At 43.5% G+C, this 23341-nt stretch carries 20 protein-coding genes; 10 read left to right on the top strand and 10 right to left on the bottom strand.

Annotated elements, in window-relative coordinates; translation table 11 throughout:
* Positions 1-20: 20 nt before the first annotated feature.
* Complete coding sequence (locus tag BP688_RS05285; RefSeq protein ID WP_290596096.1) at positions 21-1181, bottom strand: CBS domain-containing protein; 1161 nt, start codon at positions 1179-1181, stop codon at positions 21-23.
* A 236-nt stretch (positions 1182-1417) separates the two neighbouring features.
* On the opposite strand from BP688_RS05285, the gene BP688_RS05280 reads away from it, so the two are divergent.
* A complete protein-coding gene (locus BP688_RS05280) occupies positions 1418-4033 on the top strand; it encodes a cation-translocating P-type ATPase (RefSeq protein ID WP_290596095.1) in 2616 nt (871 codons plus the stop codon).
* 105 nt (positions 4034-4138) lie between these two features.
* Here the strand turns inward: BP688_RS05280 and BP688_RS05275 are convergent, their stop codons facing one another.
* The 4 genes from BP688_RS05275 to BP688_RS05260 form a co-directional block, all read right to left on the bottom strand.
* Complete coding sequence (locus tag BP688_RS05275; protein ID WP_290624104.1) at positions 4139-4807, bottom strand: phosphoribosyltransferase; 669 nt, start codon at positions 4805-4807, stop codon at positions 4139-4141.
* A 102-nt stretch (positions 4808-4909) separates the two neighbouring features.
* A complete protein-coding gene (locus tag BP688_RS05270) occupies positions 4910-7531 on the bottom strand; it encodes a UPF0182 family membrane protein (RefSeq protein ID WP_290624106.1) in 2622 nt (873 codons plus the stop codon).
* 196 nt (positions 7532-7727) lie between these two features.
* On the bottom strand, positions 7728-8537 hold the full coding sequence (locus BP688_RS05265; protein ID WP_290597945.1) for a PGN_0703 family putative restriction endonuclease: 810 nt from the start codon (positions 8535-8537) through the stop codon (positions 7728-7730).
* 425 nt (positions 8538-8962) lie between these two features.
* Entirely contained in the window at positions 8963-9739 is a 777-nt protein-coding gene (locus BP688_RS05260; RefSeq protein WP_290597944.1) for an alpha/beta fold hydrolase, read from the bottom strand.
* A 446-nt stretch (positions 9740-10185) separates the two neighbouring features.
* Between BP688_RS05260 and BP688_RS05255 the strand changes: the two genes are divergently transcribed.
* The 3 genes from BP688_RS05255 (at position 10186) to BP688_RS05245 (ending at position 12891) form a co-directional block, all read left to right on the top strand.
* Positions 10186-11058, top strand: a complete 873-nt coding sequence (locus BP688_RS05255; RefSeq protein ID WP_290597943.1) for an ABC transporter permease family protein — start codon at positions 10186-10188, stop codon at positions 11056-11058.
* Positions 11039-11491 carry a helix-turn-helix transcriptional regulator gene (locus BP688_RS05250; protein ID WP_290597942.1) on the top strand — a complete coding sequence of 151 codons (453 nt, stop codon included), beginning with the start codon at positions 11039-11041 and terminating at the stop codon, positions 11489-11491. The genes BP688_RS05255 and BP688_RS05250 overlap by 20 nt, the downstream gene beginning before the upstream one ends.
* Before the next feature lie 242 nt (positions 11492-11733).
* Positions 11734-12891 carry an MFS transporter gene (locus BP688_RS05245; RefSeq protein WP_290624108.1) on the top strand — a complete coding sequence of 386 codons (1158 nt, stop codon included), beginning with the start codon at positions 11734-11736 and terminating at the stop codon, positions 12889-12891.
* Here the strand turns inward: BP688_RS05245 and BP688_RS05240 are convergent.
* Entirely contained in the window at positions 12881-14092 is a 1212-nt protein-coding gene (locus BP688_RS05240; protein WP_290597940.1) for a zinc-dependent alcohol dehydrogenase, read from the bottom strand. The genes BP688_RS05245 and BP688_RS05240 overlap by 11 nt on opposite strands.
* Positions 14089-15819 carry a thiamine pyrophosphate-binding protein gene (locus tag BP688_RS05235; RefSeq protein ID WP_290597939.1) on the bottom strand — a complete coding sequence of 577 codons (1731 nt, stop codon included), beginning with the start codon at positions 15817-15819 and terminating at the stop codon, positions 14089-14091. The genes BP688_RS05240 and BP688_RS05235 overlap by 4 nt, the downstream gene beginning before the upstream one ends.
* A 115-nt stretch (positions 15820-15934) precedes the next feature.
* On the opposite strand from BP688_RS05235, the gene BP688_RS05230 reads away from it, so the two are divergent.
* The 5 genes from BP688_RS05230 (at position 15935) to pth2 (ending at position 17890) form a co-directional block, all read left to right on the top strand.
* Complete coding sequence (locus tag BP688_RS05230; protein ID WP_290597938.1) at positions 15935-16417, top strand: permease; 483 nt, start codon at positions 15935-15937, stop codon at positions 16415-16417.
* Complete coding sequence (locus BP688_RS05225) at positions 16414-16932, top strand: permease (protein ID WP_290597937.1); 519 nt, start codon at positions 16414-16416, stop codon at positions 16930-16932. Before BP688_RS05230 ends, BP688_RS05225 begins: the two co-directional genes overlap by 4 nt.
* A gap of 77 nt (positions 16933-17009) precedes the next feature.
* Positions 17010-17219, top strand: coding sequence for a PIN domain-containing protein (locus BP688_RS05220; protein WP_290597936.1), 210 nt, complete (start codon positions 17010-17012; stop codon positions 17217-17219).
* 35 nt (positions 17220-17254) lie between these two features.
* Positions 17255-17524 (top strand): DUF5749 family beta-barrel protein, encoded by a 270-nt coding sequence (locus BP688_RS05215; RefSeq protein ID WP_290597935.1) that lies wholly within the window; start codon positions 17255-17257, stop codon positions 17522-17524.
* A gap of 18 nt (positions 17525-17542) precedes the next feature.
* A complete protein-coding gene (gene pth2, locus BP688_RS05210) occupies positions 17543-17890 on the top strand; it encodes an aminoacyl-tRNA hydrolase (protein ID WP_290597934.1) in 348 nt (115 codons plus the stop codon).
* Here pth2 and radB read toward each other — a convergent pair whose 3' ends face one another.
* Both radB and larC read right to left on the bottom strand, forming a co-directional pair.
* Positions 17891-18550, bottom strand: coding sequence for a DNA repair and recombination protein RadB (radB, locus tag BP688_RS05205; protein WP_290597933.1), 660 nt, complete (start codon positions 18548-18550; stop codon positions 17891-17893).
* Positions 18528-19709: a nickel pincer cofactor biosynthesis protein LarC gene (gene larC, locus BP688_RS05200; protein ID WP_290597932.1), complete on the bottom strand. Its 1182-nt coding sequence runs from the start codon at positions 19707-19709 to the stop codon at positions 18528-18530. The genes radB and larC overlap by 23 nt, the downstream gene beginning before the upstream one ends.
* 59 nt (positions 19710-19768) lie before the next feature.
* Between larC and BP688_RS05195 the strand changes: the two genes are divergently transcribed.
* Positions 19769-22189, top strand: coding sequence for a CDC48 family AAA ATPase (locus BP688_RS05195; protein ID WP_290597931.1), 2421 nt, complete (start codon positions 19769-19771; stop codon positions 22187-22189).
* Positions 22190-22203: 14 nt separating this feature from the next.
* On the opposite strand, the gene BP688_RS05190 is transcribed toward BP688_RS05195, so the two are convergent.
* The gene (locus tag BP688_RS05190; protein ID WP_290597930.1) at positions 22204-23313 is read right to left on the bottom strand and encodes a mandelate racemase/muconate lactonizing enzyme family protein; all 1110 of its coding nucleotides are present in this window, start codon (positions 23311-23313) and stop codon (positions 22204-22206) included.
* Positions 23314-23341 lie beyond the last annotated feature (28 nt).

Raw genomic sequence — 23341 nt, 5'->3', positions numbered from 1 at the left:
CATTTGCAGGGCTGTGGTTATCAAAGAACTTCCTCGTAAAACTTCTGCACAACCCTCTTATCGAGCATAAGCTCTTTGTCCTTTATTACTTGCCTTTCAAGCTTATTCAAGGTTGCATGAACTGCAAACCCAACACCCCAGCTTTCACCAGTAACAAAGAAAACTCCACGGTCACTTGTCAACCTCATCCTCACGTAAATGAGAGGTATTCGTCTATAGTACAATTTGAGCTTCTTCACATAAACAAATAAATGGACTTTCCCAAGAGAGCTCTTGAGCTTCCTCAAAAACTTGTTTAATTCGTCCAAGAGCTTTTCTATTTCAGAATCGTCCAAAATTATGCCCTTCGCGATAATCTGCACTTCATACTCTTTTGGAAGTGCCTCTTTTAAATAATATTCAAGAAAATCTTTCTTTACCACTATCCCCTCAGGAATGATGCCCTTTACAACCACGAGGCTTGATATGTCGTTCTCGATCATCAGGTCAATAGCTTTGGCAATCGTGTCATTCCTCTCAACTGTTATAACCGGATGACTCATTATACCTTCAACCATCACTGAAAGCGTTTTTTCTTTTTCTTTCATGCTCAGGTGTCCGAGTCTATCGTCTTTCCCTATAAACACAACTCTATCTACAATATCCTTGCCGGTAATGATTCCGACAACTTTATTTTCATCATCAACTACAACAACTCTGCTGATACCATGATTTCTCATAGTGGCCAGAGCCTTGGATACGCCATCGTACGTTTTCACGGTGATAACTTCTGGATTCATAACATCTCCGACTTCAACATTTTCAAATTCCTGTTTTATTTTTTGTAGAAACTCGTTGATGTGAATAACTCCAAATCCTCCGTTGAGCTTTATAAGAACAAAGGGCGTGGAATCCTCTATAAACCTTTTCGCCACCTTCTCTGGCGTTAGCTCGTCAAGGCGAATGATTCCAGTTTTCGCAAGGAACTTCTTGATTTTCGTTTCATCAGGGTTCGTCATTAGGCTACCCCTGATTAAGTCCTTTTCTCTTACAACCCCAATGATTTCGTCATTTTCTTCAACCAACAGGGCTCTTTCATGCTTGGACTCGCCTAACATTGAAATTACCCTCGAAAGTGTTTCACCTGCGCTTATAACGTCATAATCGTCTCTAATGACCTTCTTTAATTCTCTGACATCCATCTCATTCCACCTTTTTGCGTAGATAATAATGAAACTACAAAGTATAAAAATGTTGGTTACATATATTTAATTAAAAGTATAATAAAAATCTAAAAGTGTAAATTCTGCAAGATTTTTCCGAAGTGCGTCTTGCTAACCCGCAGATGGTCACAATCTGCTCCATTCGCTAAGTTCAACATCGGTTAAGGACTTATTTTTGGGGCAAAATTATTATTGACCAATAGGCAACCTAACAGATGGACAAAGAAATCGAATGGTATAGAATCTCAATTTCAGAAGTCTTTAGACTTGTTAAAAGCTTACCTCAAGGTATAACAGATGAAGATGCCGCAGAAAGGCTTGTATTGTTTGGTTATAATGAGATTAAAGAAGAAAAGAAAATAAGCGAAATTTTAAGATTTCTTTCTCACTTTAACGATCCCTTAATTTACATTTTAATGATGGCCGGTTTGATAACGATATTTCTTCGTCGATACGTGGATACAACCATAATATTCTCAGTCGTGCTGATAAATGCATTAATTGGTTATATTCAGGAAAGAAGAGCAGAAAAAACAATTGAATCTTTAAAGAAGATAGTAGAGGTTAAAGCAAGGGTAATAAGAAGGGCCGAAAAAGATATTCCCGCAAAAGAGCTTGTCCCCGGAGATGTGATAATATTAGAGGCTGGAATGAAAGTTCCAGCAGACGCGAGGCTTTTTGAAGCAAGAAATCTAACTGTTGACGAATCTTTACTAACGGGCGAGTCCACGCCTGTTGAAAAATTCTCTGAAACTATTCTGAAGAAGACTGCCGTTGATAGAAACAACATGGTTTTTGCCGGGACACTCGTTCTTGAAGGTTACGGAAAAGCAGTCGTTGTTGCTACGGGCGAGGATACCGAGCTGGGTAAGATTGCAAAAACTGTTAAAAAGGAGAAAGGTGTTGAAACACCTTTGCTACGTAGAGTAAAGCGTCTTGGCAGATTCATTTTCTTTATAATCGTTGCAGTTTCGATCTTAAATTTTACAATTGGGATATTGAGAGGTTACGAGCCTACATTCATGTTCTTAGCTTCTGTTAGCTTAGCTGTTGCAGCTATTCCTGAAAGTTTACCCGCTCTTGTAACAATGAGCCTTGCAATTGGTGTTAGAGACATGGCAAAAAGAAAGGCTATAGTTAGAAAGCTACCGGCTGTAGAATCTCTGGGAAGTGTTACGACGATATGCACGGACAAAACCGGAACACTTACACAGAACAAAATGAAGGTAATACGAATATTTGCTGGAGGAAGGGAGTATGACGTCGAGAGTGGCAATTCTGTTCTAAGCAGGGAAGAACTCGCGAAACATGCCGAGGTATATCTCACAGTAAAGGCCGGCTACGTATGTAATACAGCAATTTATTTTTTAAAAGATGGAGAACTTGTAACGAGCGGAGATCCAACTGAAGTGGCTCTTCTCGAGGTTGCATCGCTGGTGGGAATTAAAAAGCAGTTTAAAATTATTGACGAAATCCCATTTAATCCCACATTGCGCTATATGGCAACTGCAGCAAAAGAGGGGGAATTCGTGGAAATCTACGTAAAAGGTTCAGCAGAGAGAGTACTTTCAATGTGCAGGTGGGCTTTGGTGGAAGGAAGAATAGTAGAGCTTGATGAACGTCATGTTCGCAAGATGGCATCAGAGTTCGCCCTTCAGGGTTTAAGGGTTCTGGCATTTGCATACAAGTTCGTTGACTTGGAGGAATTTGGTAGTATTGAAGACAATCTTAATGATTTGATCTTCCTCGGTCTTCAATGCATGATAGATCCTCCGAGGGAAGAATGTTACGAGGCGATCAAAAAATGTAGAGAAGCCGGTGTAAGGGTTATCATGATAACCGGAGATCATCCAAATACTGCGTTGTTCATCGCAGAAGAGCTTGATATTAACGGCAGTGTTGTAACGGGGGATGAAATCGAAAAAATGAGCGATGAAGAGCTTAAAGAGGTATTGAAGAAAACAAACATATTTGCAAGAACTTTGCCAAAAATGAAGCTGAGAATAGTCAGATTACTGCAGGAAATGAGCGAAACAGTTGCAGTTACTGGGGATGGTGTAAACGATGCCCCTGCATTGAAAAGGGCTGATGTTGGCGTTGCGATGGGCTCCGGTACGGAGGTGGCTAAGGAATCCGCTGAAATAATTTTGCTTGACGATAATTTTGCGACAATTGTAGAGGCCATTGACGAGGGTAGAAACGTTTTTAGGAAGATTCAGAAGATTCTTGCATGGTTGCTACCGACTAATGTCGGAGAGGGGATCGTGATTCTTGCAGCCTTTCTTTTGGGTCTCGCACTTCCAATTCTACCGGTGCAGATCCTCTGGATTAATACGGTTACGGCTGTGCTTTTGGGAACGACCTTAGTTTTTGAATCCAGAGAGCCAAATCTACTTAAGCTCAAGCCGATAACTGGAGAGTTGCTGAATCCGGCGATTTTATTCAGGATAATTTGGGTAGCTACGGTTTTGGTCGTATGTGCGTACCTTCTTTATTTCAGATATAGCGAGAACGAACTGATAGCCAGAACAGTAGCAATGAATGTTATAGTGTTTTTTGAAATATTCTACCTGCTGAGTGCAAGAAGTATTGATTTGAGCTTTATAAAAACTCTGAAATTTAAGAATAGGGCTATCTATTTGGGTATTCTTGCAACGATCGTTTTGCAGCTGGTAGCAACGTATTCGCCCCAATTCAACGCAATTCTGCATACCGCACCGCTTGATGCGAACATGTGGTTTGGAGTTGTAACTGTATCTTCTTTAGTATTTTTCTTTGCTGAGCTGGAGAAATATATAAGAATAAATTTTTATAAAAAACTAAATCATTAAACTCTGAAACCTGAGGACTAGGAGGTTTCAGCAGAGGTTACGAGATTAGCATTCTCGGAGTCTTTAATGGTCAGCGATTTGTTAAATTTGTACAATAGAATCCAATTATTTTAAAAATTCTAACATTTCCTCATCGCTGACATCGTGCCACTCTAAGTAAGCGTCAGCGACCGCATAGGGATAAATGTCTCTCAGGTTTATGCAGAAGACGCCGTCACATTTTCCAGAAACCAGATCAACTGCATGTGAAGAAGCTGTGGGAACGGCAACGTAGATTTTATCGTAAAATCTTCTCGCACTCTTTAAAGCCACCAGCATTGTATATCCAGACGCCAAGCCATCGTCAACGAGGAATGCCAACTCGTTCCCCTCCCCAATTAAACATTCTTCAGGAATCATCTCCAGCCTTTTTGCGATTTTTTCTTCAGTCTTCTTTATCTGCTCCTTAACGACTTCATCACTAAGCTTGTAGTGGTGAACTGCACTCTCATTCAGCTCAAACTCGCCGAACATGCTTAGTGCACCAAAACCAGCCTCGGTCGTCCACGGAAATAGGATTTTCGATACCAACAATACTTTCAACTTCAAACCGATTTTTTTAGCCATTGCCGAAGCTACGGGGACTCCTCCTGCTGGTATCGCAACTACATCCGTTTTATCTGCATCCACATCGAGGTGTCGCACAATTAAATCAGCAAGCTTGTTTCCAGCGTCGGTTCTATTTCTGAAGACCCCAAATTTGTTGTAGTATTTCTTGTCCTGGATTACAAACATACCAATAAAGTTAGACTCAAAATATAAAATCTTAAGTGTAGTTCTTGAGTTTCATGGGTCGAAGTTCACGGAGAGTGTGTCCCAGAAACACAACTGGAGACGTTAACGCCCCGCAGTCTGGTTTAGCTTGCTAATGGTGTCCCCAAGCCTTTCAATGTACTCACCAAACCCAGTCCAGTTACCAGCTCCTGCCTCCTCTCTCGCCCTGTCGTAAAGCTCAACCAATTGCTTCACAAGATCCTTAACGCTCTCTTCTTCAACGATTTCAGAGACTTCCTCACCAAATACAGTTATCAAAGCCTCGTCAAGTGTTGGTCTCATTGCCAGTACATCACTGTAAACAACTATAACACCTCTGAGCTCTGGAATCTGGGCATTTACAGCTCTCAGATAGATTGGCTCAATGTACAGTATCGAGTTCTCTATGGGAATAACAAGCAAATTACCCCTGATGACCTTCGACCCAACCTGCCCCCAGAGTGTGAATAACTGGGAAATTTCGGCATTCTGATCTATTCTCGCCTCTATCTGCATAGGACCATAAATCAGCTGGCCTTTCGGAAATTCATACAGCCTTAACTCACCATAATTCTCATCGCATCTTGCTGCCATCCAAGCAATTATGTTGTCCCTTCCTTTTGGATTAAACGGAAGCATTAGCAAGAACTCCGGCTCGTCGTTTCCGGGTAGGGTTAGTATAACATAGTAGGGTTCCATTTGTATTCTCTCATCCTCCAAAATTTCCTGCGGGATCACCCACACATCCTCACGGTTGTAGAACGTTTTGGCATCGTCCATATGGAAGGTTGCGTAAATATTTGCCTGAACTTCAAACAGATCAACCGGATACCTTATGTGAGCCCTCTCTTCTTCACTCATTTTATCTGCTGACACAAAAAGGTCTGGAAATGCTTTCATCAAAACCTTGATCACCGGCTCTTCCTGAATAACATAGAACTTAGCTGTTCCATTGTATGTGTCTACAAAGACCTTAACCGGATTTCGAATGTAATTGAATGTCGGATATCTTGCAGAGTACGGGAACTTGTCCAAAGTCGTATACGAATCAACTATCCAGTACTGCTTTCCGTCTATTACAGCCATATAAGGATCTCTGTCATACACGAGGAAGGGTGCTATTGTAGATACTCTGTCTATTACATTCCTGTGAAACATCAAACTGCTTTCCGTTGTGATGTAATCGCTCAGCAGAAAACTAACGTCGGCAAATTTTATTGCGTATATGAGTTTTTTAAAGTACGAATCGAGTTTAACTCCGCCAGAACCATTGTAAGTTGTCAAAACATTTCCTTCGCCCAGCGGATAATCAAATTCCTTCTGTTTTGTTTTAACGATTACGTAATTTGTTGTTAGCTCACCATAGTATATCTCAGGGCGTTCAATAGCTATTTTTCCCTTTGGGGGTATATCCTCAATTATCAGATCGGCCAACCCCACCTTGGTTACAGAATTCACCGGCGAGGCAACAACACCGTAGCCATGAGTAAATATCAGATGCTCGTTAAGCCACGTTTTTGCTCTCGGCGATAGCAAATCGGTTGAAAGTTCCCTTGCAGTGATCATTATCTGTGTATATCTTCCATCAATGTAATAGCGATCTACATCAACGTCATTTATGAAATAGTAAGTTCTTATCTGCTGCATCTGCCTGTAAACGCTGAGCAGCGGTCTATGATCCCAGATTCTGATGTTATCTATAGTACCACGGTTTCTCTCAATTGTGTCAACGCTGAGGTTGTTCTCAGCAGAGTAATACATTTTCTTAACGTTTAATCCGTAGGCAAATCTCGTGAAATCAATACCATACTGTATGTATTCCTCCTCCTTTAGAAGTTCATTTGGCTCAACATTGAGCTTCTGAACTACAGTAGGCACAGCGACAATGGAAAGAAGGATTGCAACTACCAGAACGGCGACAAGTATGGGCATTGCAGCGACGTTTCGTTTATAGCCAAGATAAACACTTACTACGGCAAAGAAAAGCGACAATATCGCAATCAATCCCATTGCAGGAAGTCTTACGTTTACGTCCGTATAGCCGGCGCCCATTACAGCCCCATGTGGGGAAGTCAGCAAATCAAACCTCGCAAGGTAGAAATACGCCGCTATGAAGATGAAGATGCCAGCCAGAAGCAGAGAGATATGAACATGCCCTATCCGAGGAAGCTTGTCCTTGAATTCATCAAAACTTTCCCACCTGAATGTGAAAACATAGTATGCTACCGAAATTGAGATTGCAAGTAATAGCAATGTGAGGAAAAAGAAAAGTATAGTCTGGATGAATGGGAGTTTGAAAACATAGAAAGAGACATCGAGTCCAAAAATCGGATCTTTGAGGTTGAAGTCAACCGAGTTCGTGAAGTAAACATACTGCAGCCAAACGTTGGAAAAGAGTAGAGCTACTATTAGGGCTAGTAATATACCCACCCAGAATGGCAGTTTGAGAGATTCACCAAACTCATAACTCACTCTTTGAAGTGCAAGATGATTGAGACTGAGCAGAACAAGAGCAGAAACAAAAAAGGTCACAAACAGGGTAACTTTGTAATACACTATGGCTATGAACACGGACTCGAGATTGAGAGACTCGAACCAGAGAAACTCCGTGTAAAGATGTAGGGCAATGATCAAGGAAACCAAAAGTATAGCAAATGTAGCTATAACCACTTTCTTATTTTTCGGTATTTCGAATTCTTTTTCCATTCTAAAACTTGTTTTCATTATATTTATTTTTTATGACTATAAATTCAGCTAAAATAATATATATTCGAATATATGTCTGTTCCTGTCGAATTTTGCCCTTTCACCTATTAATTTAAGTGACAGCTAAGCCATATTTTGAGTGAAGGGCTTTGGAGGGTGGAGCCAAATCGTATGTCTGCTATTGGACGTTGCATTTTCACTTGGCATGTTTTAAAGCCTCCTCTATCTTTGCTAATATGGTATCTCTATTTGGTAGATCGTATGCTGAGATTATTTCTGAGATATCTTGCCATGTAACGAACTCCCGAAAGATATCTTTCTTGTTCAGGGGGCTTCGTTTTACTTTCAGGTAGTAGGGCGACAGTATTTCTTTATGTTTTCCATTGATTAGTGGAATTACAACTGGTTTTTTCTTAAGATATTCACCCAATGATTTAGCGAAGACGTACTGACGAATCAGTTGATATACCGTCACCCAGTCGGGAACGCTTTTTATCTCTGGAAATATCTCTGCATAAGTCTTGAATCTTTTTTCTGCTCCTTTTCCTTGAGCTTTCCATGGTGAAGTGCTGCTGTTCTGATTCAATTTACATTCCACAAAAACAACCTCTTTTTCGGTTATTATTACTAAATCTGGTTCGGTCATCGTTCCTTGATGTCTACCATCAATTGTCTGAATTAAAATATTCAATAATTGCTGCTCTTCACCATAATGTTCAACATCACAACCCCAAAACAACATTTTATCAACTTTGGAGATTTTAAAAATATCAGATACTACTTTTAATCCTTGGTTCCCAGAAAGTTGAAGAGTTCTAAAAACATTCCAAGTTAAAGCATCCTCACTATTTGGCTTCGATAAATACGCCTGTCCACCATAACCTGCACACCAATGACTCTCGCTCGAAAACCGGTCTCTCCAAGCCTTTTGAATTAAGATGGGATTGTTTTTATCAACTATTAGATTTTCCCGATAGTCATACTTTTTTAAGTTTTCAGGAATCATGTGTTCACATCCATTTTCGGTAAATGCAATATTGTCCTCTTAGTAAATACGATAATTCTATTATCTCCAATTGTTGTAAACATATATAAACCATCCGTTCCTCCCATAATTCTCCCAAATCCAGTGGATTTCATTTTCCGAATCCCCTTGTAGCAACACGAATATAAATCTCTGTCGTCTTTAACTTTGTGAATCATCGTTTCTTAATTTAGTTGATAGACTTCCTGAAAAAATTAGCTTAACCTTACTAAACCACTACACACATACAATTATCAGAACAAAACTGCCTAATTCAAAAATGATACTCGTTTCTCCTGCTGATTGTGTGGTTTCACATACGCTTCAAATGTTTGATCAAGGGAACCCTGCTATCACGTGCCTTCCACTCTTCTTTTGGAAAATGCCAATTACTGGTGTTCAGAGCTTTAATTTTTTAGAAATTCAACAACATACCTGTTGAACTCCTCTGGATTCTCCAGCTTTGCCAGATGGGCAGAGTTCCTGACTTCCACTATTTTCGAGCCGGGTATTAACCGGGCAATCTCTCTACCCAAGGCGGGTGGGGTTGTAATGTCATACTCGGCAACTATAACGAGCGTCGGAACCTTAATCTGAGGTAGCAGGGATTCATAGTTAACCCTGCCGATCTCTGCCGTGACCATGGCGTAGAATTCCTTGTTGTTTTTCCTGATAATTGTTCTGACCATGTCTTTCAAGTCCTTCCTGTCCTGGTGGATAGACATTTCCGCAATAAACTCCGCAATCTGGCTCATATCCGGGCTGCTTTCAAGCAGCTTCAATCTCTGCTCGAACATCGGCTTTGCCTCCTCGGGCAGTTTGTGGAGCGTGTTTGCAAGAATCAGAGATTTCACCATCTCAGGATATTTCCTGTAGAACTCCAAGCAGACAACACCACCCATCGAAAGACCCAGAAGGTTCGCCTTATCCAATCCAAGATAGTCCATCAGGTTTTTCACGTCTCTGGCAAAATCCTCAACTGCTATACTTTCCGGAACGTCAGACATCCCGAAACCCCTTAAATCGAGAGCTATAACCCTGAAGTGCTTCGAGAACTCATCGTACTGGAAGGTCCATCCTTCGATGGATTCTCCAAGCCCATGTATCAGGATTAAAGGCTCACCCTCCCCACATTCAAAGTATCTCAGTTTTAGCCCATCCGAGTCGAAAAAACCAAATCTCATACTGTTTGTTTTCATCACTATTTAAATAAGTAATTGGTTTGTTTGTAGAGAGTGATGAAGTTAACCAAGCCAAGATTTCAGATAACATTCAACTTTTTCAACTTTTTCAAGTAAGATATAATAGCTCTTTCACACTCTATATCACAGCATGAGGAAGCTGGTAGTGTGTCTAGTTGTAGTGGGATTGGTGTTAGCGGGTGTTGGTGCACCAGGGTTATTTTGCAACGGCTTACCTGTACGTGAGCTGAATCGGTAAGGGGGTTAGCATGAATAACTTTTATTTTATTTTCAAAGTAAGGAGAAATAAAAAAAGAGTGGTTTCTACTTCCCTTTTGTTATCTTTGTTATTGCTGTCTTCTCTGTATCTCGGTGAAGCTTATGAATCATCATTTCGGGAGAAAATATCACCATTTGCCAACTCGGGGTATGATTTAAAGGTTACAGCTTTGATAAACGAAAGTCTTGCCAAAGAGATTTTCAACGGGAGTTTTGTTGATAGCGCAGTGTTTGTGCTGGTAACGGATTTAAAGCTAAATGACATACGAGTTGAGGGGATACTGATTAGCGAGATTACTAAATTGAACATGACGAATTACCGGCCGGTTATCGTAAAGGGGGAAGTGGAAGAGGATGGAGTTCTAATCTCCAAGGATCTAGCCGAGAAATTGAGTATGGATGTGGGAGATATCGTAACGCTAAAACCAATCCACAGCGACCGGAACGTTACGCTCCCAGTGGTGGGTGTCGTAGAAGTACCTTACAATAGAAACATAGATGTAATTCTGGAATACCCTGAAAAATTCAGAGATTATTACGCAAATAAGCTTCCCATGCACGCTTTGTATGGAGAAGCATATATAAAACTTAAAGTCTCTCCTGAAAAAGCTGAGGATTACGTTAGAACAATAAGCTCGTCGGCAGTTGAAGTTTATCAGAGAGAGGAGAGGTTACAGGAGTTGAAAACATATCTGAGTGGTGTGAAAAGCAACCCTTACTTTATCGCCTCTAAGTATGCAGGAGTATTTGCCGCAATGGTTGTGGTGGTGAAGGAATCCGACTTTTTTATTTCGAGTGTAAGGAGATTTGGGATTGGTATACCTTCAGGATATCTTTGCTTGCAGTCCGCGCTATATCTATCGCCGATGTTCTTTACATCTTTGATTGTGAGCCTGGTCACTGTGATGCTGGTTTTTGGCCAAATTTCTTCGGAGTCGCTTTTTATACTGATCGTTTACGTAGTTTTTGGGATACTCAGTTCTTTTTTCTCTGCGTTTCTCTCGGTAAAGAAGGGTGATAGCCATGATTCCGGGAGTCTATGAGCTTATACTGTGGATTCCTGCACTGTGTATACCGCCAGTTGCTGTATTTTACGATGCTAAAAAGAACGACAAAAATCCATATCTATGGTCAATTGCGATTTTGGCTGGTCTGACAATGAACTACCTCGTGGGACTCGTTTTGGTTGTTGTGTATCTGGTGTACAGGACTGATAATTCTGTCTCTGATAATGAAATGGATATGAGGGAGGAGTTTTTGAACTTGCTTGATCCAAATGAGAGGAAAGTTGTCGAGTGTCTATTGAACCATGGAGAGATGAATCAGAGTGAAATTGCCAAAAGAACCAATCTAAGTCATGCAACTGTGTCGAGAATACTCACAAATCTTGAATCCAAAAATATTGTAACGAGACACAGAGACGGAATGCAGAAAGTTGTTAGATTGAGGGAAGAGATCATGTCTAAGTTGCAGTAGATACCCGATCAATCTGTTAGGAATCTAAAAATGGACTTTACAACGGCCAAAAGATTGAAATCCACACATTTGCCAGAAGCACAAACGTAAGTTTGCCACTTTAAATGCTGAGGGGGACTGAACAATTGTTTGCCTGTGGTCGGTTAACTGAAAAACTCGCAAGAAAATTTCTTTGTGCACGGTTCGTTTCACCAATTCAGACTGCCAAAACCAATAAATACTAAATTAATTATTGAAAATGTATGAAATCCAAATCCTACAGGTGGGTTGTTCTGCTGGTCTACATCTTGGCAGGAATAATCTCGCAGATCATGTGGATAACCTTCTCCCCCATTCTGCCAATCGTCGAAGAGATTTACAATGTGGGAGATGCAGAAGTGGGGTTGCTTTCTGCGGTTTTTCCAATAGTTTTCATTATTCTTGCGCTTCCTATTGGTTATTACGTTGATAAGAGGGGTTTTAGAAAAGCTGTTCTGCTTGGGAGTGCATTTTTTGCAGTATTCGGCGTTCTCAGAGTCTTTGCCACTACATTTCTTTTGCTCCTCATCTTCCAAACTTTGGCTGCTGTGGGGCAGCCTTTCATATTCAACAGCATTTCTAAGCTTGTAAAAAGCTGGTTTCCAGCTGAAGAGGCAGGACTTGCAACGGGTCTTGGAAGCATATCCCTTTTCATCGGCACAATTTTGGGGTTGAGCTTAACACCAGTTCTAACAGTAACTTTGGGCTTTGAAAAAATGCTCCTGATTTACGGCGTTGCTGCCTTCATTGTGCTGTTTCTTTTCTTCATCCTCGGAAAGGAAGCAGAGACCGAGGTGTTTGAGGAGGAATACAGGTTGAAAGAATATATAGACGTGCTGAAAAATAGGAATGTCTCTATTTTGTCCATCATAGCCTTCATAGGTGTAGGGATATTCACCGCCTATCTCACATGGGTCGAGCCGATTCTCGAAGATCATGGATTGGACGTAGAAACTGCTGGCCTCACGGCTTCTGCACTGCTCTTCGGCGGAATTTTCGGCAGCATATTGATTCCTGCATTATCGGACAGGGCTGGCAAGAGAAGACCATTCCTTTTCGTGTGCTTTGCTCTTTCAGCTGTTCTTTTCTATATCCACACACTCACCTTTGGCGTTATCATGCTTGCGGTTGTTCTCTTCATTCTCGGATTCTTCTTCATTTCAGCCCTACCACTCGCTCTTGATTTATCAGCAACGTCCGTAGGAGAAAAATATGCTGGGACAGCAAATTCATCCCTCTGGTTACTATCACAGCTCGGCTCTGTCTTGCTAATCGTCGAGTTCGAGAGTATGGCAAGAGGTATGAATTGGGATTCAACCTTAATGCTATCAGCAGCGCTTCTCGGACTATCCTTTCTGCTAACGATCTTTCTCAGAGAGTGAAGTCAAAGGCAACCTTCATTGCCCCACTATCTTTTTTATTTATAGCTGCCCATAAGGCCTTCTTGTATTCCTCAATCCTGAACCTGTGGGTCAAAAGCTCTGAAAAGTCCTGTTTTTGAAGCATTTCGACAGCGATGTCAAAGGCACTCTTTTTCTCTCCGTTAACCTCCTCGATGCCACATCCAAAGGTTCCTATAACACTCAGTTCTTTGGCAAACACTGGAGCCCAGTCAACATTCATTTTTGCAACTGTACCAGCAACAACAACTCTGCCGAGTGGCTTTGCAATCCTTAAGGCTAAGTCCACGGTCTCTGCGATACCAACACATTCAAAGACAACATCAACTCCGCCACCCACAAACATTGGCTTGTCCCTTGGTGGGACGTACACTCTACCACTCGTCATCTCAGCAATTTTTTCAACCGGATTGCTCGTTATTACTTCATCAGCACCAAATTTCTTTGCAAGTTCTGCCTGCTTATCACTCACATCAATCCCGACGATTTTGCCCTTGAACCCGAGATGCCTCAAGGCTGCAATCGTGCAGAGACCTATAATCCCACAACCCACAACCGCTGCAATTTCATCATCCTTCGGAAAGCTCCGTAAGGCAGAGTGAATTCCAACCGTTATGGGCTCAGCAAAAACTGCATTTTCATCCTTAATACTGTCTGGGATTTTCATCAGCTGGGTTTCATGGGCGACAAAATATTCTCCCCAGCCTCCTCCAGTATCTCTGCATATTCCGGTGAAAATACCGGGTGACAACTTGCCCCTATCTGTGTTGTAGCAGATTGCGTAGTGTCCTTTCCTGCAGGCTTCACATTCCTCGAACCCCCTGACAACACATGAGAGAGCAGGAATTAGTATGACTCTATCTCCCTCCGAGAACTCCTTCACCGCATTACCAACTTCCTCAACTGTTCCGACAACCTCGTGGCCTGGGATAAAGGGAAAAGATGTTAGAGGTTCCAAGTAAAAGCTCTCCTCAAGTGTTATCACCCTGATATCCGACCCACATATCCCTGAAAGCCTTGTCCTTACCTTTATCCAGTCTTCTCCGGGCATTTTCGGCTCTGGATAGTTCGGATAGTATCTCAAGAGTGAGAGGGGACTGTAGAATACGCTTTTCGTAAATTTCTTGAGTACAAGAGTTAATGCGGCCTTCGCAAGACTCAGCTCAACAACTAATGCTTTCATTCTACCTCCGGTGGGTTGCAGCCCTCTAACCAGACGATAGAGAGTGTGATAAGGTCGGGCGGAGTCAGATTGATGTCCTGAGATATTTTCACGTCCAGTAGAGCTGGTTTATCCGAACTTTCAGCTTTGTCAAGTGCTGATGACAAATCTTCAGGTTCCTCAACCCTCTGTCCATACCAGCCCATTGATTCCGCTACCTTATCATACCTCACGTCCTTGAAGTCAACCCCGATGAATCTTCCGCCAAAACCCATTTTCTGCGAGCCTTTAATCATACCCCAACATCCATCATTCATTACTATGGCTGTAACCTTCACTTCCTCTCTGCTTGCAGTCTCAAGTTCCTCCATTGTCAGTCCAAAGGCACCATCACCCGCTATCAAGTAAACAGGCTTGTCTGGATTTGCCAACTTTGCTCCAATGGCGTATGGCAAGCCAGTGCCAAGATGTCCCGAATCGGCAGCCCACAGAAACGTGTTCGGCTCGTAAATTCTGTTAAGATAGGATGCCCAGACTGCAGTATTGCCACCATCAATGCACGAAATCGCATCTCTCGGATAGAAATCCCTTACCTCCTTTATCACTCTCAACGGATGCATCGGCTTCTCGTTGCTCTCCGCCTGCTTCAAAAAGCTTTCAAGCCACTCATTCTGCATCTTTTTATACTCAGCAAGTCTCTCAACGGGCTTCCTTCTATCACCTTTCCTCTTCACAGCCTCGATCAATGCTTTCAAGGTTTCCCTTGCATCCCCCACAATGCCGATGTCAACGGGTCTGTTCAGAGCAATCATTTCAGGGTCTATGTCTATCTGAATGGTTTTTTGCACATCCGGATCACCCCAAGCTGGTGGCCTTCCCCAGAAATCCAGATCGCCCATTTTACTACCAACAATAAGAACAACATCTGCCTCATTTTGCGCTGTTATCGCTGCAGGACTTGAAGGGAGGATGCAGAGGGGGTGGTCTTCTGGGATTGACCCTCTTCCACCCATAGTTGTTGTAACTACAGCTCCAAGATACTCAGCAAGCTCCTTTAACTCATTCCAAGCCTTCGCTCTCAAAACACCAGTTCCAGCATGAATTAACGGTCTTTCGGCATTGTAAAGCATCTCTGCAGCCTTTTCAACAAGCTCGGGATTACCCACAGGTGGTTTTGTTGGTCTGTACCTCTCAGGAGGATATAATTTGACATAACTCTCCTCTTCTCCGTTGTACAGTACATCAGAGGGAAAATCGAGGTGTACTGGCCCCGGCCTACCCGATGTTGCCATTCTGAATGCCCTCTGCACAAGCTCCGGAATCCTCTCCCAGTGCGATACTACAGCATTCCACTTTGTAATGGGCTTGAAAAGATGATACTGATCCAAAGCCTGCATCGAACCGTGGTCAGGATAGCTCTTCCAGCTCTGGTTTTGAGCCGTTATCACGATCATCGGAACATTGTCAGCGTAGGCAGGATATACTCCTGGCACCAAATCCGCTCCTCCCGGCCCAATTGTGCCGACGCAAACACCAACCTCACCGCTCACTCTGGCATAGGCATCTGCCATACTCGCAGCAGCTTGTTCATGTCTGCAGTTCACAAACTTCATTCCGTGCTTCTCTCCAACCCTCTTTATCGCATCGAGGAAAGTCAGAAGCTGCCCACCCGGAACACCGAAGACGTATTTGACGTTCTCTTTAATTAGACACTTCACAAGCAATTCTCCTCCAGAAATTTTCGCCATAGCATCACCGAAACGATTTTTGATTATAATTTTAAAAATGTTTTGAAACATCGAAGAGTGGAGGCGCACCGGAAAATAAAAAGAGCTTGTGGTTGACTTCCAGAGGGTGATTGAAATGAGTGTTACTGCAATTGTTGTAAATGCTATAGCTATCATTATTCTGCTGGTTGCGTTTGCGAAGGACAGGAAGAGAGCGGTGATGTCTCTGAAAATCGCCGCCATCTCCTTTGTGAGACTGCTTCCCATGCTCTTCGTGATTCTTATCGTCATAGGTCTCATTCTCGGTTTTGTAACTTCTGAACAGATAACAAAATTCGTTGGAGAGCAGTCTGGAGTTCTTGGTGTTTTGATGGTGGGGGTGGTAGGCTCTATCCTCCACATTCCCTCTCTTCTATCCTTCCCTCTGGCAGCCTCATTACTTGAAAAAGGGGCATCAATCAGTGCGGTTGCCGCCTTCATCACCACGCTGACGATGATCGGTACAGTGACACTGCCTTTAGAAATAAAGGAGCTGGGCAAGGAGATGGCACTTTCGCGAAATGGTCTGAGCTTCATTATCGCAATAGCGATAGCCTTAATAATGGGGGCGATCTTATGACAGGAAGGAGGGAGTGGGTTGCTCTTGGTATGGTTGCGATAGCTGCTACAACAATACTGCTCATCTTCCCCGAGAAACAGGAGACAATCCTAACCACGATGTGGGAGTACTTTGTCGAGATGATGATGGTCTTCCCGGCAGTCATGGTTGTGATGGGTCTTTTCGCAGTTTGGGTTTCGAAGGAGACTGTTGTAAAACACCTTGGAAAGACGTCTGGGGTGAAAGGATTCTTCCTCTCTTTATTTTTGGGTGCACTGCCAACTGGCCCATTGTATGTTGCCTTTCCACTGGCTGCAAGCCTTCTTAAGAAGGGTGCACGAGTATCCAATATCGTGATATTCCTGTCCGCGTGGTCATGCATAAAGCTTCCCCAGGAGATGGTCGAGCTTCAGTTTCTCGGTGTGGAGTTCATGGCCTTACGCCTGATCTTGACGGTGATTTTTGTGATTATAATGGCCCTCGTTATTGAAAAGGTGATGGGAGCATTGGCTAATAAAAAAGTTCAGGAGGAGTAATCGATCAACTATCATCTGCAAGCTCCTGTGGGGCTACGCTGTAACCGTAGCTCCAGAACCATCCGGGATTGGCATCTATGTCCGGCCCACCAACAGCAAGATGTGTTTGTACATGCCACCTGCAAGAATCGGAATTTCACCGGCAGGCTCTTGAACTCACGGATAATCCTGCAAGATTTAACGACATGGTAATTCTCGCTGTAGCGGAAAGGTACGGAAAGCTCGCCACATACGATAAAAGGCTGAGGAAAGATGCAGCGAGATTGGGGATAAAAGTGGAACTGTAGAGGCAAAACTTTTAAAATTGTCAGATACTTCAACCATGGACCTGATATGCATGTACGTTTTCCGCGGTGATGAGGAGTTTGGTGAGAGCATAGATGTTTATGGTGACTACCTTATAGTCAAGGTTGGCTCAGAATTTCTTGCTGTGCCGAAAAATTGTATAAAGTCAGTTGACGGAGACAAGATCGTTGTTTCCGAATTTGATGAGAAAGAAGCGGTTGAAGTTGGTAAAAAATGGGTTGAAGAAAAATCAAAGCCTGTAAGCCTTGAGGAGCTGAAAAGTTACGGTTTTGGGGAAGAGGAGTGAGGAAGAGGAGTAAGGGTAATGTCCCTAAAGCAGGTTATAGTTGTAAGGGACGATCTGAAGTTATCGAGGGGAAAGCTGGCAGTTCAGGTAGCTCATGCTGCAATAATCGGCTATCTTCGCTCCGATCCTGCTGTAAGGAGAAGATGGATTGATGAGGGGCAGAAAAAGGTTGTTCTGAAAGTTAAGAGTCTTGAGGAGCTTATGGGAATAAAGTACAGGGCTGAGAGGGAGAGGCTTGTAACTGGCATCGTCCAGGATGCCGGTCTGACTGAAATCCCACCGGGAACGATTACTGCTGTTGTGATCGGTCCTGATGAGGAGAAAAGAATAGACAAGGTTACGGGCAGTCTTCCACTTCTGAAATAATCAGGGCTCTATTCCCCTATCGGTTATGCGGTAAAAGCAACTTCTTCCCTCCTTCATCCATCTATGCTTTACAAGCGTAGCCTTTCTAACTCCCTCATCATCCCTTTCAAGCGCCAGAACGACCTTTGAGAGGTGATCAAGGCTCGGACCTCCGAGAGGACGGTCTATACCAGAGCTGACGTCTGAGAACATCTGATTTGTTATAACTACAGCAACATCATACTTTCTCGCTATTCCAAGCAAAAAAGTGAGTTGAGAAGTTAACTCCCTCTTTATCTTGATTTGCTTCTTCTCATCCTCAAGCTCGCTGCGATAAAGAGATGTGAAGCAATCAACAACTATGAGTTTTACCTTCTCGCTCCTGCACAGCTTCTCAGCCTCCTTTAATGCAACACCCTGCTGTCTGAACTGAAAAACCTCATAGACGAAAACATTCGAAAAAAGGCTGACGTCACCAAAAACTTGCTTCACCCTCTCTGCCGACAAGCCCTCAGTATCAATGTAGGCAACCTTGTAATCCTTAGCTGCATTTTTGGCCACCATCAGACAGAGTGTTGTCTTCCCTGTCCCGCTATGGCCATATATCTGGGTAACCGTTCCGGTCTCAATCCCCCCTCCAAGTAACGAATCTATGCACTTACTTCCTGTTGGAATCAACATCCTCCAGCACCTTCACTACCTTCCGATACACTACATGGATTGGCATATTTAGCTCATCTGCTATTCTCGCAATATCATCAAACTCGGGCTTTACATGCCCAAAACCGGGCGTGGAGCGCTTAAACTTTACCTCAAACTCTTTGCCAGATATTCTTACTCTGATCGTTCCCTGCTCCCTCCCCGCAATAACCCGATGGTGGACAGGAATTATGCGCACACCAAGACTTCCTGTAAGTCGCATGATTTCAGAAGCAACCTCCTCAGCCTTGTTCAATTCTGCAATCACTCTTATTAGCGAAACTGGTCTCATCTTCTTTCCAAATGCTGGAAGAGTTGTTACATCAAGCACACCATCGAATCCGAGCAATCTTTCAATAGCGTATCCCACGAACTCCCCACTGACATCATCAACTGTTGTCTCAACAACGGCAATGCTGTCGTGTATCTCAGTTCTACCCAGAATAAGCCTAAGGACGTTTGGTATTTCTGTTTCTTTGCTGCCAGCCCCATAAGACACATTCTCGACATTTATTGGTATAGCTGGAAGGTTTTCGCAGTAGTAAGAAATGATTGTCGCTGCAGTTGGGGTCAGTAACTCTCCTTCCCCGTCAAAAATGACTTTTACTTTCGCATTTTTTAGAATTTCGAGAACTGCTGGAGGTGGGACTGGGTATTTACCGTGAGAGAATTCCGTAAAACCACTTCCTATCCTGATAGGAGTTGCAAATAACTTATATCCCCTATCCACCAAATTTCTGATTCCTTTAACGCAGCAAACGATGTCAAATATGGCGTCATCTGCTCCAACTTCGTGAAAAACAGCCTCTCTGTAATCTCTGCCGTGCACTTTACCCTCCGCTTTCGCCAGTATTTCAAATATCGCCAAAGAATCGGCTTTAACGTCATTATCAAGGTCTGAAGACCTTATCAGCGACACCACATCTTGATATCTCCTCATAACATCTTCCTTTACCTCCACAACAACCCTTCTCGCCTCTATACCCTTCACATTAACCTTCTTGAGTTGGCAATCAACTTTAAGGTCGAGAAGCGATATAATTTCATAAATCTCAGATTCTCTGATTGCTAAATCGACTAAGGTGGCCAAGATCATATCTCCTCCAGCACCATTGAAAGCATCGAATATTGCAACTTTCATCACATCACCACAAGTCTTTTTTATCTCTAAAATAAAAACTGTTTAGGTAGGTGATGAGTATGGAAATCACGCTTAAAGTTAATCAGGCATACCCGAGCGATTCGGGTAGGGGGATTGCTCGCCTCGATCCTGACACAATGTTAAAGCTTCAGATATCACCCGGAGACATAATAGAGATAGAGGGGGCTAGAAAGACTGTTGCCAAGGTTTGGAGGGCTCCCAAGAGGGACTGGGGCAAGAACATAATAAGGATTGACCGCTTTATCAGAGAGAACTCTGGAGTTGGAGTTGGAGACGTCGTGAAAGTAAGGAAGGTCGAGTATCAATCAGCCAAGACTGTCATTCTCGCCCCTCTCAAGAAGATGGACCTTAGAATCTACGGAGTGGATATTGGCGAATACCTGAAGCACCAGTTCTTAAAGAGACCTGTTGTCGAAGGGGACCTTGTCCCTCTCGTTGGCGCTCCAGCCCTTTCAGGATTTGGAAGATACAACCAGCAGAATCAGGCGGTCGTGTTTGTGGCGGTTAAAACAGAGCCTAAGGGGCCCGTTGTCATTGATGAAACAACAAAGGTCGTTTACAGGGATAGACCAGCAAAGGGGTTTGAAAGATTCGGAAAGGCTGGTGTGACTTACGAGGATGTTGGTGGGCTGAAGGACGAGCTTCAGAAGGTCAGAGAAGTTATTGAGCTTCCGCTGAGGTATCCAGAACTGTTCCAGAGGCTTGGAATTGAACCTCCGAAGGGTGTGTTGCTTTTCGGTCCACCCGGAACTGGAAAGACATTGATAGCCAAGGCTGTGGCGAATGAGATCGGTGCGAGCTTCTACACGATCAACGGACCGGAGATAATGAGCAAGTTCTATGGAGAGTCAGAGCAGAGGTTAAGGGAGATATTCGAGGAGGCAAAGGAAAATTCGCCGTCAATTATATTCATTGACGAAATTGACTCGATTGCCCCCAAGAGAGAAGACGTCACCGGAGAAGTCGAAAGGAGGGTTGTTGCGCAGCTTTTGACTTTGATGGATGGACTTGAGGAGAGAGGGCAGGTGATTGTCATTGGAGCAACCAACAGAATTGACGCCGTTGATCCTGCGCTAAGGAGACCAGGGAGATTTGACAGAGAAATTGAGATTGGAGTGCCAGACAGAGAGGGGAGATACGAAATTTTCCAGATACACACAAGGAATATGCCTTTGGAGCCAAAATATAGCAGAGAGTTCGTTCTTGAAGCCATTGAAAGATGCAAGAGAAACATAGAGGATGCTGAAACACTTAAGATTCTCGACTTCTTATATGATGAGGTTAAGAACTATGAAGACGATGAAGAAGTTAGAGCTGCAGCCAAAAATCTGCTACCACCAGAAGTCCTAAATGAGCTCGAAGTTGAAATAACAAGGTCTATGCTTCGCAGTCTTGCGGATCAGACCCATGGATTTGTCGGTGCAGACATTGAAGCGCTCTGTAAAGAAGCTGCAATGAAAGCCTTGCGGAGATACTTGCCACAGATAGACCTCAACGAAGACGAGATACCGCTGGAGCTTCTTGAGTCAATAAAAGTGACTTGGGATGACTTCATGGATGCTCTGCGAGAGATTGAACCATCAGCTATGAGAGAGGTGTTTGTGGAGATTCCGAAGGTTACATGGGATGATGTGGGAGGACTTGAAGACGTTAAGAGGGAGATTATCGAGGCGGTAGAATGGCCTCTTAAGTTCCCAGAGAAGTTCAAGAAGTTTGGAATCAAACCTCCGAAGGGTGTGTTGCTTTTCGGTCCACCCGGAACTGGAAAGACATTGATAGCCAAGGCTGTGGCGAATGAGAGCGAGGCGAATTTTATAAGCATTAAAGGTGGGCAGATTCTGAGCAAATGGCTCGGAGAGAGTGAGAAGGCTGTAAGAAAGATATTCAGAAAGGCGAGACAGGTTGCCCCATGTATAATCTTCTTTGACGAGATTGATGCCATCGCACAGTTAAGAGGGATTGATGAGGGGAGCAGAGCAGTAGAGAGGGTATTAAACCAGTTGCTAACGGAAATGGACGGACTTGAGGAGTTGCATGGTGTCGTTGTTATAGGTGCGACGAATAGACCGGATATACTCGACCCAGCGTTGCTCAGGCCAGGTAGATTTGACAGACTCGTTTACGTCAGGCCGCCAGACAAGAGGAGCAGGCTGGCAATATTCAGAATCCACACCAAGGACACACCACTCTCAGACGATGTTGACCTTGAAGAACTTGCTGACCTGACCGAGGGTTACGTTGGGGCAGATATAGAGGCGATATGCAGGGAGGCTGTGATGCTGGCGATTAGAGAAAACATAAATGCAGAAAAAGTAGAAATGAGACATTTCCTTGAAGCTCTGAAGAAAGTTAAGCCGAGCGTTAACGAGACGATGATCAACTTCTACGAGAGATTCGAGGAGAGGATGAGGACGGAAAGGATGCAGGTCGCAACAAAGCCCTTCGTTGGCTACGGCTGATCGGTTACGTAATTTCAAGCTATTCTGAACTTTTTCAATTTTTCATCATCTGGCTCAAGTCCGAGTCCGCCCCTCTCAGGAAGCTTTACGTAGCCCTTCTCAATTTCAACGCTGTCATCCAGCACTCCAAACATCACTTCATCCCACCACAGCGGGTCGAGGGGGGTCTCGATGTAGGGGCAGAGTTTCTCGGGTAGTGAGGCAGCAAGATGTAAATTTGCGAGCCATCCCAAACCTGGGTCCCAAGCATGGGGCATAAACTTCAGATTGAAAGCTTCCGCAACTGCTGCAACTTTTCTACACTCACTGATTCCGTTCGAATAAACGGCATCTGCCTGCACAATGTCAAAGGCACCGCCTTCAATCAGCATCCTGAACCTTTGCAAGCCATGTTCGAGTTCCCCGCCAGATATTTCAACTGTGGTGTTCTCTCTAAGCCATCTGTAACCCTCAACGTCATCCTTCCAGAGCGGTTCCTCAAGCCATAACACATCATATTTTTCAAGTTCCCTCGCAACCTTCAGAGCGGTTTTCCTGCTCCAGTATGGTGGAGTGTAACTCCATGCCTGATTTGCGTCAATTGCAAGCTTTATATCCGGAAATTCCTTAACAACGGCTTTCAGCACTTCAAGATCGTCCTTGACCCTTGCCCTCCTAAACCTCAGCTTCACAACATCAATTCCAATCTCTGCATACCTTTCAACAAGCTTCAGCGTTTCTTTTGGATTGAGTAGTCTGCCAGTGCTCGCATAGACCTTAACCTTCTTTCTCGCCCCTCCGAGAAGTCTGTATAGTGGTAAGCCTTCTCTTTTTGCCATCAAATCCCAGATTGCAACTTCAAGAGCGCCAAGCCTTTGTATCGCCCAGCTACCGATCTCAAGTAACCGAATGTCTACTTTTTCAATTTCCATGTCCAAACCCTGAATTGTCAGCCTGACTGTAGTTTCAAGGAAGTGCTTGTAAGCTGTACCAAACTCAATTGCCGAATAGCCCTTGTATCCCCCACTCTCCACCTCAACAATACTGAAGACATAAACAGGGCGTGGAAAGGGTTCCCACGAAAACTGAATAGGCTCACGAAGCGGAACTGCAAGAGTATGAACTCTAAGATCGTCCAGCCTCATGGTCCGATTTTATCGTCTTTAAATATTA

Source organism: Archaeoglobus sp. UBA230 (assembly GCA_002507545.1).
Taxonomy (GTDB): domain Archaea; phylum Halobacteriota; class Archaeoglobi; order Archaeoglobales; family Archaeoglobaceae; genus Archaeoglobus.
This window is presented reverse-complemented; position numbering and strand designations above follow the sequence as displayed.